This window comes from Comamonas sp. B-9 (genome assembly GCF_000410635.1).
Taxonomy (GTDB): Bacteria; Pseudomonadota; Gammaproteobacteria; order Burkholderiales; family Burkholderiaceae_C; genus Comamonas.
Genome location: NZ_KE148544.1, coordinates 1 through 15,208, shown reverse-complemented (window position 1 = coordinate 15,208; position 15,208 = coordinate 1). Strand labels below are relative to the sequence as shown.

14 protein-coding genes are annotated in these 15,208 nt (G+C 64.1%); 1 reads left to right on the top strand and 13 read right to left on the bottom strand.

The annotated features are described in order from the left end of the window. From H928_RS26850 to H928_RS0108765, 13 genes are all read right to left on the bottom strand, one after another. Window positions 1–1,450, bottom strand: a 1,450-nt coding sequence (locus H928_RS26850; RefSeq protein ID WP_021026161.1) for a UDP-N-acetylmuramoyl-L-alanyl-D-glutamate--2,6-diaminopimelate ligase, incomplete at its 3' end; no start/stop codon positions are given. Next, the gene (locus H928_RS0108820) at window positions 1,447–3,192 is read right to left on the bottom strand and encodes a penicillin-binding protein 2 (protein WP_021026160.1); all 1,746 of its coding nucleotides are present in this window, start codon (window positions 3,190–3,192) and stop codon (window positions 1,447–1,449) included. The genes H928_RS26850 and H928_RS0108820, both read right to left, overlap by 4 nt. Continuing rightward, window positions 3,189–3,473, bottom strand: coding sequence for a cell division protein FtsL (gene ftsL / locus H928_RS0108815; protein ID WP_027010728.1), 285 nt, complete (start codon window positions 3,471–3,473; stop codon window positions 3,189–3,191). The genes H928_RS0108820 and ftsL overlap by 4 nt, the downstream gene beginning before the upstream one ends. A 43-nt stretch (window positions 3,474–3,516) precedes the next feature. Further along, window positions 3,517–4,446: a 16S rRNA (cytosine(1402)-N(4))-methyltransferase RsmH gene (rsmH, locus tag H928_RS0108810; RefSeq protein WP_043339373.1), complete on the bottom strand. Its 930-nt coding sequence runs from the start codon at window positions 4,444–4,446 to the stop codon at window positions 3,517–3,519. Between the two features lie 7 nt (window positions 4,447–4,453). Further along, the gene (mraZ, locus tag H928_RS0108805) at window positions 4,454–4,879 is read right to left on the bottom strand and encodes a division/cell wall cluster transcriptional repressor MraZ (RefSeq protein WP_021026157.1); all 426 of its coding nucleotides are present in this window, start codon (window positions 4,877–4,879) and stop codon (window positions 4,454–4,456) included. Between the two features lie 386 nt (window positions 4,880–5,265). After that, a complete protein-coding gene (gene hslU / locus H928_RS0108800; RefSeq protein ID WP_027010727.1) occupies window positions 5,266–6,582 on the bottom strand; it encodes an ATP-dependent protease ATPase subunit HslU in 1,317 nt (438 codons plus the stop codon). A gap of 94 nt (window positions 6,583–6,676) precedes the next feature. Then, window positions 6,677–7,222 carry an ATP-dependent protease subunit HslV gene (gene hslV, locus H928_RS0108795; protein ID WP_021026155.1) on the bottom strand — a complete coding sequence of 182 codons (546 nt, stop codon included), beginning with the start codon at window positions 7,220–7,222 and terminating at the stop codon, window positions 6,677–6,679. 108 nt (window positions 7,223–7,330) lie between these two features. Further along, window positions 7,331–9,007, bottom strand: a complete 1,677-nt coding sequence (locus H928_RS0108790) for a hypothetical protein (RefSeq protein ID WP_021026154.1) — start codon at window positions 9,005–9,007, stop codon at window positions 7,331–7,333. A 42-nt stretch (window positions 9,008–9,049) separates the two neighbouring features. Beyond that, entirely contained in the window at window positions 9,050–9,532 is a 483-nt protein-coding gene (gene dksA / locus H928_RS0108785) for an RNA polymerase-binding protein DksA (protein ID WP_027010726.1), read from the bottom strand. Window positions 9,533–9,980: 448 nt separating this feature from the next. Beyond that, window positions 9,981–11,096 (bottom strand): GTP-binding protein, encoded by a 1,116-nt coding sequence (locus H928_RS0108780; protein ID WP_021026153.1) that lies wholly within the window; start codon window positions 11,094–11,096, stop codon window positions 9,981–9,983. 319 nt (window positions 11,097–11,415) lie between these two features. After that, a complete protein-coding gene (locus tag H928_RS0108775) occupies window positions 11,416–12,171 on the bottom strand; it encodes an RNA pseudouridine synthase (RefSeq protein ID WP_021026152.1) in 756 nt (251 codons plus the stop codon). 158 nt (window positions 12,172–12,329) lie between these two features. Further along, window positions 12,330–13,487 (bottom strand): sensor histidine kinase KdpD, encoded by a 1,158-nt coding sequence (locus tag H928_RS0108770; RefSeq protein ID WP_239644922.1) that lies wholly within the window; start codon window positions 13,485–13,487, stop codon window positions 12,330–12,332. Continuing rightward, complete coding sequence (locus tag H928_RS0108765) at window positions 13,484–14,209, bottom strand: response regulator (protein ID WP_027010725.1); 726 nt, start codon at window positions 14,207–14,209, stop codon at window positions 13,484–13,486. Before H928_RS0108765 ends, H928_RS0108770 begins: the two co-directional genes overlap by 4 nt. 305 nt (window positions 14,210–14,514) lie before the next feature. Between H928_RS0108765 and H928_RS0108760 the strand changes: the two genes are divergently transcribed. Further along, window positions 14,515–15,208: TolC family protein (locus tag H928_RS0108760; protein WP_239644921.1), on the top strand; the 694-nt coding region annotated here is incomplete at its 3' end.

Genomic DNA, 15,208 nt, shown 5'->3' with positions numbered 1-15,208 from the left:
CCTTGCCGGCCAGCAGCACCACATCCTGGCTGGCTGCACGCAGCAGCACCTCTTCGATGGCGGCCGCGCGGTCGGCCTGTACATGCCAATGCGCACTGGGCGTCATGCCGCGCAGAATGTCGTCGATGATGGCCTGGGGCTGCTCGCCGCGCGGGTTGTCGCTGGTCACGACCACCTCGTCGGCACCGGCCTGGGCAATGCGGCCCATCAGCGGGCGCTTGCCGGCATCGCGGTTGCCGCCACAGCCAAACACGCACCACAGCTGGCCGCCGCGCTGCGCAGCCAGCGGGCGCAGCGCCTGCAAGGCCTTGTCCAGCGCATCGGGGGTGTGGGCGTAATCGATGGCCACCAGCGGCGCACCGGCCTGGCTGACCTGCTCCATGCGCCCGGGCACTGCTGCCAGCACCGCGCAGGCTTGTGCAGCCTGCTGCAAGCTGGCTCCCAGCACGCGCAGGCTGGCCATCACCTGCAGCAGGTTGAGCACGTTGTACTGGCCAATCACCTGGCTGTGCAGGGTCACGGCAGCGGCTTCGGCGCCCGCCTCTACAACCTCGAACACCAGACCACGTTCGCCCGCGCGGATGGCCTGGGCAGACAGACGGGCCTGGCTGGGCTTATCCACGGAGACAGTCCACAGATCCAGCGCGCCACCGGCCAGGGATGCCGCCAGTGCCGCGCCCCGGGCGTCGTCCAGGTTGACCACAGCCGATTGAAGGCCGGACCAGTGGAACAGCGCTTCCTTGGCGGCCCAGTAGGCATCCATGCTGCCGTGGTAGTCCAGATGGTCCTGGGTGAAATTCGTGAAAATGGCCAGCCGTATGCGCGTGCCGGCCAGGCGGTGCTCGGCAATGCCGATGGACGAGGCCTCGATCGCGCAAGCGCCATAGCCGGCATCGGCAAAGCCGCGGAAGGCGCGCTGCAGCAGCACAGGATCAGGGGTGGTCATGCCGGTCACATCGAGCTGGTGCGGCGGAATGCCCACGCCCAGGGTGCCGACCATCGCGCAGCCCCGGTGCGGCAGCACACCAGCTTCGCAGAGATGGCTCACCGCCTGGGCCAGCCACCAGCTGATGCTGGTCTTGCCATTGGTACCTGTCACGGCCAGCACATCGAGCTGCTCGCTGGGCTGGCCAAACCAGGCGCTGGCCATCGGGCCAGTGGCAGCCTTCAAATCGGCCATCGCAGCAACGGGCATGCCTTGCAGATCAAATTGTTCCAGGCCAGCCTGCTCGACCAGGCAGGCGGCCGCGCCGCGCTGCACGGCCTGGGCCACATAGGCCCGGCCGTCGTTGACGCCGCCGGGCCAGGCGATAAAGGCGTCGCCCGCTTGCACCTGGCGGCTGTCGGTGTGCAGGGTGCCGCCACACACACGCTCGCGCAGCCACTCCACGGCCGCGGCGGTGCTTGTGACCGTGGTCACGCTGGTGGTGTTGTGGGTGGTGGTGCTCATAGCGGCTCCTCCACATCGTTGGCCACAATCTGCGGCTTGACCGACATATCGGGCTGCACGCCCATCAGGCGCAGGGTCTGCTGCACCACTTCGCTGAACACCGGGCCAGCGACGGTACCGCCATAAAAGCTACCCTGGCTGGGCTCGTCGACCATCACGGCCACGATGATGCGCGGGTTCTCGATCGGTGCAATGCCGGTGAACCAGGCGCGGTACTTGCCTGCGGCATAGCCCCGGCCCTGCTGCTTGCGGGCCGTACCCGACTTGCCGCCGATGGAGTAGCCCACGGTCTGCGCCTTCTGGCCGGTACCACCGGGGCCGGCAGCCATCCACAGCATGTGGCGCACCAACTCGGCGGTCTTCTTCGAGAACACCGGCGTGCCCGCAGGGCGGCCCGTGCGCTTGAGCATGGTCGCCGGGATCACATTGCCGTCGTTCGAGAACACGGTGTAGGAGCGCGCCATCTGGAACAGCGAAGCCGACAGGCCGTAGCCGTAGGAGATGGTGGCCTGCTCGACCGGCTTCCAGGTCTTCCAGGGACGCAGGCGGCCACTGGCCGCGCCCGGGAAGGCGATCTGGGGCTTTTGCCCATAACCCAGCGCCGAGTGCACATTCCACATCTCTTGGGGCGTCATCTTCTGCGCCACCTTGAGCGCGCCCACGTTGGAGGACTTCTGGATCACGCCATCCACCGTCAGCGCACCATAGTTGTGGGTGTCGCTGATCGTGAAGCCGCCGATCGCATAGCGCCCGGGGGTGGTGTCGATGATCGTGGTGTTCTTGACCCGGCCCAGCTCCAGCGCCGTGCCCACGGTGATGGGCTTCATCGTCGAGCCGGGCTCAAAGGTGTCGGTAATCGCGCGGTTACGCAGCTGCTCGCCGGTCAGGCGCGAGCGGTTGTTCGGGTCGTAGCTGGGATAGTTGGCCAGCGCCAGCACTTCGCCGGTGTGGGCATCCATCACCACCACGCTACCGGCCTTGGCCTTGAAGGCGGCCACCTGGTCGCGCAGCTTCTGGTAGGCGAAGAACTGCACCTTGCTGTCGATGGACAGCTGGATGTCCTGGCCCTCTTGCGGCGGCGTCTCCACGCCGACGCCTTCGACGATGCGGCCCAGGCGGTCCTTGATCACGCGGCGCGAGCCGGCCTTGCCGCCCAGCTCGGTGTTGAAGGCCAGCTCCATGCCTTCCTGGCCCTGGTCTTCCACATTGGTAAAGCCCACGACGTGGGCTGCGGATTCACCTTCGGGGTACTGGCGCTTGTATTCCTTGCGCAGGTAGATGCCCTTGACATCCAGCGCCTTGATCTTCTGCCCGATGTCCCAATCGAGCTGCCGCTTGATCCAGACAAAGGACTTGTCCTCATCGGCCAGCTTGGCATCGAGTTGCGCCAGCGGCATGCCCATCAGCTTGGCGATCTCGCCAATCTTGGCCTTGATCGCCGGATCGGCCTGGTCCACATCTTCGGGAATCGCCCAGATGCTGGCAGCAGGCACGCTGGAGGCCAGAATCAGGCCATTGCGGTCGAGGATGCGGCCCCGGTTGGCCGGCAGCTCAATCGTGCGGGCAAAGCGCACTTCGCCCTGGCGCAGGAAGAAATCGTTGCCGATGACCTGCACATAGGCGGCGCGGCCAATCAGGCCGGTAAAGGCCAGCGCCAGGCCAATCATGATGAAGCGGCTGCGCCACATCGGCGTGCGCTCGGCCAGCAGCGGGCTGGTGGAGTAGCGCATGTCCTTGCTCATGGTGCCACGCCTCCGGTGCCAGGCTCGGGCACATAGACGGTGACGGCCGGCGTGGCCGTCTGCATGCCCCATTTGTCACGCGCGAGCTGCTCCAGGCGCAGCGGCGTGGCCTGGGCGCGCTTTTCCACCTGCAGGCGCTGGTGGTCCGTCTCCAGCTGGCGTGACTCGGCCAGTGCGCGGTCGAGTTCGGTGAACAGCTTGCGCGATTCATACTGCGACTGCACCAGCGCCATCGCGCTGAGGATCGTCACCATGAGCAGCAGAATGTTCAGGCGCAGCAGCACAGCCACCCCCTGTTGCATGGTCCGGGCAGGCAGCGGTGCATCATGCCGCCACCTCGGTGCGTTCGGCCACCCGCATCACCGCACTGCGGGCGCGTGGGTTGGCCGAGACTTCTGCCTCACTGGGTTTGATGCGCTCGAGCGCCTTGAGCAGCATGGGCTTGGGCGCGGCAAAGGGTGCGCGGCGGTCGAACACCTCTTTGGAATGCTTGGCGATGAACTGCTTGACGATGCGGTCTTCCAGCGAGTGGAAGCTGATCACCACCAGGCGACCGCCGGGAGCGAGCACCCGCAGGCTGGCCTCTAGCGCCTGTTCGAGCTCTTCGAGCTCGGCATTAATGAAAATCCGAAGAGCCTGGAATGTCCGCGTAGCTGGATTTTGCCCAGCCTCGCGGGTCTTGACTGCGCCAGCCACGAGCTCGGCCAGATCGGCAGTGGTGGCGACTGGCGAGCCAGCCTCCCGCCGCGCAACAATCGCCTTTGCAATGGGCCCAGCAAACCGTTCTTCACCGAAGTCACGAATCACCTCCGCTATTTGCTGTGTTTCCGCCTCTTGCAACCACTCGGCCACACTCTGGCCTCGGGTGGTGTCCATGCGCATGTCGAGCGGGCCATCGAAGCGGAAACTGAAGCCGCGCTCGGGACTGTCGATCTGCGGGGAGCTGACCCCCAGATCCAGCAGCACACCCGCCACCGAAGCGGCAGGCAGCTGCGCCATGTGGCTGAAGCCCTCATGGCGAATGGCAAACCGGGCGTCGTCAATCTTGCCGGCCTCGGCAATCGCCTCCACGTCCTTGTCAAAAGCAATGAGCCGGCCCTGGGCCGGCAGCTTGGACAGCACCAGGCGGGAGTGCCCGCCTCTGCCGAAGGTCCCATCGACAAAGACCGGGTCCATCTCGACCCTGGCTTCCAACAAGGCGTCCACGGCCTCGTTGAGCAAGACAGTGGTGTGCAGGTAGTTCTTGGTTTCCACATGCACCTCAGAATGCAAAGTTATCCAGGGCGTCGGGCGGCAGATTCTGCAGGGCTTCGGCCTCCTGCTTCTCGTACGTCGCCTTGTCCCACAATTCAAAATGGCTGCCCATCCCCATCAGGATCGCGTCCTTGGTGATGTTGGCCGCAGCACGCAGCTCGGGGGACACCAGCACACGGCCGGTGCCATCCATCTCCACATCCATCGCGCTACCCAGAAAAATCCGCTTGAGCACCTGCTCGCCCATCTTGACCTGCGCCATGCGCGCGCTGAAAACTGCCCAGGCATCCTGCGGGAAGATCATCAGGCAACCATGGGGGTGGCGGGTAATGGTGAGCGTGGGTCCGGGCTTCGTCAGCGCGTCGCGATGCCGGGTCGGTATCGATAACCGACCTTTCGCATCAAGACTGAGTGAGGAAGCTCCTTGAAACACGGTGTGGACTCTGGTTGGGGTTTCGGAGGGAGTAAGTGCACTTTTTCCCACAAAACTGCACTTTTCCCCACTGTATCAGGAATTCCAGATCGCGCCACACTTCAACACAATGATTTGCAATGAAAATACAAGTAAATCAATAACTTATAACGCACTTCGAGCAAAAATCGCTCTGAAATTCTTCTTATTTGATAGGCACTTACAATCGCCTCTATATCCAGACTCTTAGCAAAATTGACGCCATCAGGGATTAGCATCTGATCGTCTTTTGTTACAAAACTAGATGTTCTCCTACAGGCCCAGATGCGGCGGCTGGCCGAAAAGCAAGTGCCCGCCAACATGGGCGGGCACGCGGTTCAGAATGCGCGCTGCCGCGCACCTTATGGCTAGAGGATATAACGCGATAAATCCTCGTTTTGGCTCAACGAGCCCAGGCGCTGGTCCACATAGGCGGCGTCAATCACCACCGTCTGCCCACCCAGCTTGGCGGCCCCAAAGCTGATCTCTTCGAGCAGGCGCTCCATCACCGTCGCCAGGCGGCGCGCGCCGATGTTCTCGGTGCGCTCATTGACGTCAAAGGCGATGCGCGCCAGGCGCGTGATGCCATCGGCCTCAAACTGCAGCGTCACGCCTTCGGTGGCCAGCAGCGCTTCGTACTGCTTGATCAGCGATGCATGGGTCTGCGTCAGAATGGCCTCGAAATCCTGCACCGACAGCGAGCCGAGCTCGACGCGGATCGGGAAACGCCCTTGCAGCTCGGGGATCAGGTCGCTGGGCTTGGCCAGGTGAAAGGCGCCCGAGGCAATAAACAGGATGTGGTCGGTCTTCACAATGCCGTACTTGGTCGACACCGAAGTGCCTTCGACCAGGGGCAGCAGATCGCGCTGCACGCCCTGGCGCGAGACATCGCTGCCGCTGGTTTCCTGGCGCGTAGCGACCTTGTCGATCTCGTCGATGAAGACGATGCCGTTTTGCTCGAGGTTCTCGATGGCCCGGGATTTGACATCTTCCTCGTTCACCAGCTTGGCCGCCTCCTCATCGGTGATCAGCTGCAGCGCTTCGCTGATCTTGAGCTTGCGGACCTTGCGCTTTTCCTGGCCCATCTGGCTGAACATGCCGCGCAGCTGCTCGGCCATCTCCTCCATGCCCTGGGGGCCCATGATCTCGAGCTGGGGCTTGGCCTCGGCCACCTCGATGTCAATTTCCTTATCATTGAGCTCACCCTGGCGCAGCTTCTTGCGGAACACCTGGCGCGTGCTGGTATCGGGCGTGGCCTCAGCGGTGCGGGCGGGTGGCAGCAGCGCATCCAGAATGCGCTCTTCGGCGGCGTCCTCGGCACGCACGCGCAGCTTCTTCACGTCCGATGCGCGGGTCTGTTTGACGGCCACCTCGGCCAGATCGCGGATGATGGCATCCACATCCTTGCCCACATAGCCCACCTCGGTGAACTTGGTCGCCTCGACCTTGATGAAGGGCGCATCGGCCAGCTTGGCCAGGCGCCGGGCGATCTCGGTCTTGCCCACGCCCGTGGGGCCAATCATCAGGATGTTCTTGGGCGTGATCTCCTGGCGCAGGCCATCAGCGACCTGCTGGCGGCGCCAGCGGTTGCGCAGCGCGATAGCGACGGCGCGCTTGGCGTTGGCCTGGCCAACGATATGGTTGTCGAGTTCGGAAACGATTTCCTGGGGTGTCATCGAGGACATAGTGCAAAATCCGGTTGGCACCCGCCGGGCAACGGGTACAGCAGTCGATCAATGGGAGATGGGGCGGCAGGCGGCGCGCCAGCCTGCCAGACGCTCACAAGGTCTCAATCGTGTGGTGCATATTGGTGTAGATGCACAGCTCACCGGCGATGCCCAGCGATTTGCGCACCACCTCTTCGGCCGACAGCTCGGTGTTGTTCAAGAGCGCCTTGGCGGCAGAATGCGCATAGGCGCCGCCCGATCCGATGGCCACAATGCCCTGCTCGGGCTCCAGCACATCGCCGTTGCCGGTGATGATCAGCGAGGCCGAATGGTCGGCCACCGCCAGCATAGCTTCGAGCCGGCGCAGCACCCGGTCGGTGCGCCAGTCCTTGGTCAGCTCGATCGCTGCGCGGGTCAGCTGGCCCTGGTGCTTGTCCAGCTTGGCCTCGAAGCGCTCAAACAAGGTGAAGGCATCGGCCGTGGCGCCGGCAAAGCCGGCAAGCACCTTGCCGCCATAGAGCTTGCGCACCTTGCGTGCAGTGCCCTTGACGACGATGTTGCCCAGGGTGACCTGGCCATCGCCGCCGATGGCGACCTGGATGCCTTGCGGCGTTTCGCGCCGCACGCTGAGAATGGTTGTGCCGTGATACTGTTCCATAGTCTTGCCTATATGGAGCCTGGCCCGGGTTTTCCAAGGAGGGGGCGGCGCAGCAGGCAGAAAAAAGCGCACCCGCAGGTGCGTTGGTCGCCAGCTGCCGCTGCCCGGTCAGTTTTCCCGCTGGTTGACGATGGAGTGCTCGTTGATGCCGATCAGGTTGAAGAACACGGCATTCAAGCGATGCAGGTTGCCAAAACGCACCAGCACGTTTTTCTGCTGGCATTCGGCCACCCAGTTGAGCACCGAGCCGGCCGCGACAAAATCGATGCGCATCAGGCGGTCGCAGCGCACCGTGAACGGCATGCCCGGCTCCACCATCGGCGTGAAGGTATCGAGCTGCTGCGAGACATCCCCTTCGACAATCCCCTCGAGCACGGCCTGCGGGCTGTCGGCGGCCACCGGCTTTCTCTCGGGCAGATCAAAGCCCAGCGACATATCGGGTGCAGCGGGCGCGCCAGAGCGCGCGCTGTCGCTGCTGGTCTCGGCCCGGGGCGCGACCCAGGATGGCGGCGAGACCTCGTAGGTGATGCAGTAATCGAGCGCAGCCGCTTCAAAATCCTGCTCCAGCTGCAGCAAACGCAAAAAGGCCATGCGCAGCGACCAGCGCTCCTGGGCCACGGCGTTGTCACCCACCGGCGTTTGCGCCTCCAGCACCGAGAGCAGATGGTCCGCCCCGACAAAGACCAGGCGCGCATCGGGCTGGTCTGCCCATACGCGGAACTGCGCCAGCAGCGCGGCAACCACCTCATCGCGCACCTCGGTCACGCGGGACCAGTTCAGCGTCCAGGGCGGCGCATAGCGTTTGAGGTTGCCTTGCAGGCCGCTGAGTGCCGCGCTGCTGAGCACGGGCGGCGCCTGCCAGTTGAGCAGCCGTACCTCTTGTGCGGAGGTGTCGCCCGCCTGCAGCGCCTTGGCGCCCAGCTCTTGCGGCATCGAGAACCACACGGGCGCAGAGCGCCCATATTTGCTGGCAAATTCAATAGCGTGGAAATCAAACTTGGTCTGGTCACCGGTGGCGCGGTACAGGTCAAACAAGGTCAGCCAGATCGTCAGCTGCCCCATCAGATCGCCACGGCGCTGTTGCACCAGGGCCAGCAGCGAGGCCTCGGCCCCGGCTGCATCGCCGTTGGCAAACAGCACCGCCGCTTCTTCCAGATCGGTATCGTGGATAAACCGGCCCGACTCGACCTGGGCATCAAAGGCAGCGGCAGGCAAGGTCGCCGGTGCCGCTGGCGGCGGCGCCACCGGTGCAGCAGCGGGTGCCACAGGCACAGCTTCGGCCACCAAGGGCGCCGCAGCAGACGCCACAGGCACCGGCGCACTGACCGGCGTGGCCTCGGCAGGGGCAGCAGCGGCAGGATCGGCCGCAGCTGCAGCGGCGTTGTCGCCGGACCACCACTGCTTGGACATCTGCCGCTCGATCTGGTTGATTTTCTCGATGGTGTGCGAAGGATGGGCATGCTTGCCCGCCGCAACGGCTGCAGCATCGGGCGCCACCCCGCCTTCGAGCATGGCCGCCGAGCTGGCAGCCCCATCGGCGCCAGCGCTGCTGGACTTGTTGGCTTCGCGCCGGATCTTGCGCAGCTGGTCGAACTCGAGCTTGCGCACAAAATCATTGCGGCGCTTGCGCTCCATGATTTCCTTGAGCGCCTGCTTGGAAAACTGCGCCTCAGGGTTCTCCGGCTCCGGCGTCTTGTCCAGCTCCGACCACTGCGTGGTCGGTTTGGTTACAAAGCGCACCACTTTGGACAACAAACCCTTGGTTGGCTTTTGAGCCTCACTCATGGTTACTCCCTCCCCTTGTGTGTCCGGTGCGCTGCCCCAGCCTCAATCACCAAACATTTTTTGTTTCAATTCACGGCGCTGCTGCGCTTCCAGCGACAAAGTGGCCGTAGGACGCGCCAGCAGACGGCCCACCCCGATGGGTTCGCCCGTCTCGTCGCAGTAGCCATAGTCACCCGCATCGATGCGGCTGATCGACTGGTCGATCTTCTTCAAGAGCTTACGCTCACGGTCGCGCGTGCGCAAGACAAGCGCATGCTCTTCCTCAATGGTAGCGCGGTCTGCTGGATCGGGCACGACCACGGTGTCTTCACGCAGGTTTTCCGTCGTGGCATCGGCATTGAGGTGGATGCCGGTCTTCAGCTCCACCAGCTTCTTGCGAAAGAACGCCAGCTGGATGTCGTTCATGTATTCGCTCTCCGGCATCGACAGCACCTCATCGTCAGTGAGGGTGTCTACCGTCTTGGACTTCCAGGCATTGGCCAGCTTGGCGTCGCGTTTAGGGATGGTTTGCGTAGTGGTAGGCATAGTTCTCTCGACTGGCTAGCGCAGTTCTTACATGCGACGGATGTCCGTCTCGTTACAAAAGGTGCAAAGCCCCACAGGCTCCGCCCCCTGATCAACTTGCCCGCGTCCCACAGGGACCCAGGCACATCTATGAAGTCGGGCCGGTGCCCGCAACTCCGTCATCTTGCAGGCCAACCCGGCCAGCACCTGGCAGGGTAAAGCTCGCTTGCACAAGCCTCCTTCTCCTTCAGCGCCGTGCCCAACAGGCCATAGCCCCTTGTCACACCGCGCTCTCTCATCGAAATCTTCAGGACGAACCACGGAAACCGTATCTCGCCGCATGCCTGCTTTGCTGCATTTCGGGCCGCGATTGTATATGGCATCGCTGCACAGCAACAAGTGGATGCAGCCCGGATGCAACGGGGGGTTTCCCCGGGGTCTCATCCCCGGGCCGGCCCCTCGTGGGCAATCAGGCCTCCACCACGCACTGGTCCAGGCCCTGGCGCAGGATGTCCTGCGGCAAATCAATACCGATGAAGACCATCTTGCTCTGGCGGCGCTCGTCGGCAGCCCACTCGGGACCCAGATCGCTGCCCATCAGCTGGTGCACGCCCTGGAAAATCACCTTGCGGTCGGTGCCCTTCATCGCCAGAACGCCCTTGTAACGCAGCATGCGCGGACCATAAATGTTCACAATGGCGCCCAGGAAGTCTTCCAGCTTGGCCGGGTCAAAGGCCTTGTCCACGCGGTAGACAAAGCTTTTCACATCATCGTCATGGTGGTGGTGGTGCGGGTGGTTGCAGTGCTCGCCATGCACGTGGTCATGGTCATGGCCGCAGTTTTCATCGTGCACATGGCCATGGCTATCGCCATGGTCATGGTCGTGGCCGCAATGCTCGTCATGCACATGGCCGTGGTCGTGGCCTTCTTCCTTGAGGAAGTCCGGATCGATGTTGAGCGTGGCATTCAGGTTGAAACCACGCAGATCGAACACGTCCTTGAGCGGCACATCGCCAAAATGCACGGCGCGGATCGGTGCGCGCGGGTTCATGTGCTTGAGGCGGTGGACCAGCGCGTCCTTGTCGGCCTCCGTCACCAGGTCGGTCTTGGACAGGAAGATCTGGTCGGCAAAGCCCACCTGGCGGCGTGCTTCCTGGCGGGTGTCGAGCTGCTGGCCGGCATGCTTGGCGTCCACCAGGGTGATGATGGAGTCGATCAAATAGGTTTCGGCAATTTCTTCATCCATGAAGAAGGTCTGCGCCACCGGTCCGGGGTCGGCCAGGCCCGTGGTTTCGATCACGATGCGCTCGAAATCCACCAGTCCCTTGCGGCGCTTGGCCGCCAGCAGCTGCAGCGCTTCGCGCAGGTCCTCACGGATGGTGCAGCAGATGCAGCCATTGCTCATCTGCAGAATCTGTTCCTTCGATTCCGTCTTGAGGATGTCGGTATCGATGTTCTCTTCGCCGAACTCGTTCTCGATCACGGCAATCTTCATGCCGTGCGACTCATGCAGCACGCGCTTGAGCAGCGTGGTTTTGCCCGAGCCCAAGAAGCCCGTGAGGATAGTGACTGGAATGAGTGACATAGGACCCCTGATAGTTACACAAAAGGCAGCGTTCACAAGCCGCGCCACGCGCCAGGCTTGCCCGCCCACGGCCCAGCACACAAGCTCAGGCCTTTGTATCAAACACCGTTATATGGGGCCATGCCAGGCAATATCAAGACAGCCACAGGTAATTTCTGTGGCGATGCCGACAGCGGGCTATTGTGGCATGTTTTGCAGGCAGCACGTTCAACGGAACAAGCGGCGGATCTTTCAATGCCAGTCAACAAAGTTTGCTATCAAATCAATAACAAATGGCGACCTGGCTTTTCGAGCAGGCACCGTGGGGCCCCCAAGCGCGTCAGAACCGCTCGTAGCCCTGCAGGTAGCGCCACTGCCCCTGGGGCAGCTTGCTCAGCGAAATCCGGCCGATGCGCAAACGCTTGAGCGACAGCAGCTCCAGCCCCAGCGCGGCACAAATGGCGGGCAGCCATTCGGGCGCGACCCGCTTGAGCGCAAACCGCAGATGGGTCTCGTTCTGCCAGCTGGCCTTGAGGGGCGGCAGGCGCTCGCCATCCACATACAGCCCCTGGGCCAGCAAGGCCAGGCCATCGTCGACGATCTGCCCCTGCACCTCGACCAGGCATTCCTGCTCCAGCAAATCCGCCTCTTCGGCCAGGTGGCGGATGATGCGCGGGTCCTGGCTGTAGACCACCAGGCCGCTGGCAGCGCGCGGGATCGGCAGCAAAAACTGCTGGTGGCGAAAATGGCGCGCCACGGGCCGGGCAGGCTGGGGGGTATCGACATCGGCCAGGTTGTCGGGCGTCAGCAAATCCAGCGCACTGAGGCCCGGGCGCCCGGGCTCGAGCGCGCGCAGGCTGTAGCCCGCAGGCTTGTGCAGCAGCAAGGTGACCGGTTGGATCGGGCGCAGATCGGCGCCGCGCTGCAGCAGCACGGTCTGGCTGGGCAGCACACGCGCGCCGGGGGTGTCCTGGATCTGGCCATCCACCGAGACAAAGCCGGCATCGATGTAGTGCTCAGCCTCGGCGCGCGAGCAACCGATGTCGCTGGCCAGGCGTTTGGACAGGCGAATGGCTTGGGGGTCTTGGGCTTGCATGGCAGCAACTCTGCGGCTTGGCGCAACAACGCGCCATCCGCTCCTTAAAAAATAGCAAAAACTCTGCAATCACAGAGAGTAAACGCCATTTTAATCGCCGGCCATCGCTTGCGCCCGATGCCTGCTGTGTGGCCTTGCCTTTGACCGGGTGGAGGGCTTCAGGCCGGCGCAAAACGCAGGCGAAACCGCGCGCCGCCCCGCGGCGAGCTCTCGGCATGCGCCACCCCGCCTTGCAACTCGGTCAGCGCCTGCACAATGGACAGGCCCAGGCCCGAGCCTTCCCGCTTGCGCCGGCCCGGGGCCATTGCAAAGCGGCGGAAGGGGTGGGCGCGCAGCTCCTGCGGCAGGCCCGGTCCGGCATCGCTGACCAGCAGCTCGATCCAGATATGCCCTTGCGCATCGCGCAGGTTGCGCACCTCCACCTCCAGCCAATGCCCGCTGGCCGCGTGGCGCACGGCATTGCCGACCAGGTTGGCAATGATCTGGCGCATGCGCAATGGGTCGGCGCGGATCGTGCTGAGCGCATCGTCCTGGGGCAGCAGCAGCGACAGCGCCATCTCGGCCTGCTGCAGCTGGGGCTGCAGCTCCTGCAGGCTCGCGCGCACCAGCGCGCCCAGGCTCAACCGCTCCCTGCGCAGCGACATCTCTCCCGCCTCGGCCATCGCCAGCGTATGCAGGTCGTCAATCAGGCGGCCCAGGTGCTCGGTCTGCGCCAGCAGCAGCCGAAACTCCAGCTCGCTGGGCGCAATGACGCCATCGCAGAGCGCATGCAGATGGGTCTTGAGCACCGACAAGGGCGTGCGCAGCTCATGCGAGATGGAGGCGGCCGACGCCTGGCGCTCAGCCTTGAGCTTTTGCAGCGCATCGAGCATCGCGTTGAAGGTGTGCACCACCTCCTTCAGCTCGCCATGCGCGCCCTCTTCCACCACCCGCGTCGAGCTGAAATCCCCATGCGCCACCCGCTGCGCCACCTCCACCATCGAGGCCAGGGGCCGGGTGATATAGCGCGAGACGAAAAAGCCCATGGCCAGGCCAAATGGCAGGCAGATCAGCAGCGCAATGACCGCCGAGACCTGTTCGCCAAAAAACACCTCGCCGCGCCAGTACTCGCCATAGATCTGCATCGCGCGCGGGCTGCTCTCCATGTTCCGCTCGACCAGATCGTCCAGCTCCACGCGCACGGTCTCGGGCAGGCTTTTGTAGAACTGGTTGTACTCCAACGCATCGAACGCCCAGGCGCAGGCGCTGAGCAGGGCAATGGAGGTGAGCAGGGTGGCGGCAATCCACAGGCCAAAGCGCACCCAGATGCGGTTCAATCCCCGGGCCATAGGCGGTACCCAATGCTGCGGACAGTCTCGATCAGCTCATCTTGGCCAGCCAGCTGCAATTTGCGGCGCAGCTTGGACAGGTGCGAGTCGATCACCCGCTCGAGCGCGTCACTCTCGGGCAGGCAATGCTCGATCAGTTGCGCGCGCGAGAAACAGCGCCGTGGCTGCGAGGCCAGCAGGGCCAGCAGGCGAAACTCGGTCAGCGTCAATGGCAGCGGCGTGGCCTGGCCCTGCGTGTCATAGACCCGGGCACTGTGCTCGGCGGAGTTGATCTCCAGCGCCCCCACCCGGATCGGCGCCAGCGGCGCAGAGGCGGCCTTGGGCTGGCTGCGGCGCAGCACGGCGCGCACCCGCGCCACCACCTCCGCAGGATTGAAGGGCTTGACCACATAGTCATCGGCTCCCAGGCGCAAAGCCACCAGCTTGTCCACATCGTCGGCGAGCGCCGTCACCATGATCACCGGGGTCTGGCCCTGGTCGCGGATAAAGCGCAGCACATCGACCCCGTCCATGCCGGGCAGATGGATGTCGAGCAGCACCAGGTCGGGCGCATGCTGGCGAAACAGCTGCACCGCCTGTTCACCATCGCGCGCATGCAGGCTGCGCAGGCCATCGCGCTCCAGGTAGGCCAGCAAAATCGTGGCGATTCCCGGCTCATCCTCCACGACGAGCACCAGCGGAGCCGCCACCGTTGGGGTGGGTAGTTTCATCGCGGACTGCTTCCAAAAATAAGGGCATGCGGTGCAGCCTCCAAGGCGCGCACACGCTGTTGAAACAAGCCATTATGACCGTGCCACCGCCCCCTGGCCCCCCCTTTTGCGCCTCCATGTTTCCTCCATCAATTGTGCAAGCTTGCGCAAGTTTTACAGGGTTGAATCCAACGCATACCGGCCCCGCATCTGCGGCTTGGGCCGCTGCGGCCCCTGCGGGCCATGAACCGATTGCCTTGCACGTGAAACCCCTGTTCTGCAAAACACTGCTGATGCTTGCGCCTGCGGCTTTGCTGGCTGGCTGCATGACGCCGCCCCAGCCCCCACTGGGCCAAGACACCCCTGCGCAGTGGCGCCAGGCCGGCAAGGCACAGGCGAATGCGCACGCCGTCCAGGCGGCCGATTTGGCCAGCTGGTGGACGCTGCTGGCCGATCCCGCGCTCAACACGCTGGTGGAGCAGGCACTTGCCCAGAACCTGGATCTGGCCCAGGCACGGGGCAGGCTCCAGGCGCAGCGCATTTTGCTGGGCACGGCCACGGCCGCCTACAAGCCGGAAATCACCGCCGGCGTGCGCACCTTGCAGGATGTGGCCGCGCTCGACTCCTACTTCCACGCCAGCCTGGACATGGGCTGGAACCTGGGTCTCTTTGGCGCCCAGGAATCCAGCGCGCTCGACGGCCAGGCGCAGCTGCTCGATGCCCAGGCCCAGCTGCAGGCCGCCAGGGTCCAGTTGATCGCCCATGTGGTGCAGCGCTATCTGGACATTTGCGTCGCGCAACACCAACGCTTTGGGCTGGAGCAGCAGCTGCAGCTCGATGCGCGCCGGCTGCAGCTGCAGCAGCTGCGGGTGCAGCAACGCTTGGGCAGCGCAGAGCAGGTGCAGCAAGCCCATCTGGAGCTCAACCGCAGCCGCGCCCAGGAGGCCGAGCTGCTGCAGCACCAGGCACGCGCCGCGCATGCGCTGGCCGCACTGCTGGGCCGCAGCGAGCCCGAGGCCG

What these genes read in the sequence shown, in the direction of transcription:
- hslV (WP_021026155.1), bottom strand. Translation starts at nt 7,222, where the DNA reads ATGGAACAGTATCACGGCACAACCATTCTCAGCGTGCGGCGCGAAACG.
- H928_RS0108780 (WP_021026153.1), bottom strand. Translation starts at nt 11,096, where the DNA reads ATGTCACTCATTCCAGTCACTATCCTCACGGGCTTCTTGGGCTCGGGC.
- H928_RS0108775 (WP_021026152.1), bottom strand. Translation starts at nt 12,171, where the DNA reads ATGCAAGCCCAAGACCCCCAAGCCATTCGCCTGTCCAAACGCCTGGCC.
- H928_RS0108820 (WP_021026160.1), bottom strand. Translation starts at nt 3,192, where the DNA reads ATGAGCAAGGACATGCGCTACTCCACCAGCCCGCTGCTGGCCGAGCGC.
- H928_RS0108765 (WP_027010725.1), bottom strand. Translation starts at nt 14,209, where the DNA reads ATGAAACTACCCACCCCAACGGTGGCGGCTCCGCTGGTGCTCGTCGTG.
- H928_RS0108790 (WP_021026154.1), bottom strand. Translation starts at nt 9,007, where the DNA reads ATGAGTGAGGCTCAAAAGCCAACCAAGGGTTTGTTGTCCAAAGTGGTG.
- dksA (WP_027010726.1), bottom strand. Translation starts at nt 9,532, where the DNA reads ATGCCTACCACTACGCAAACCATCCCTAAACGCGACGCCAAGCTGGCC.
- hslU (WP_027010727.1), bottom strand. Translation starts at nt 6,582, where the DNA reads ATGTCCTCGATGACACCCCAGGAAATCGTTTCCGAACTCGACAACCAT.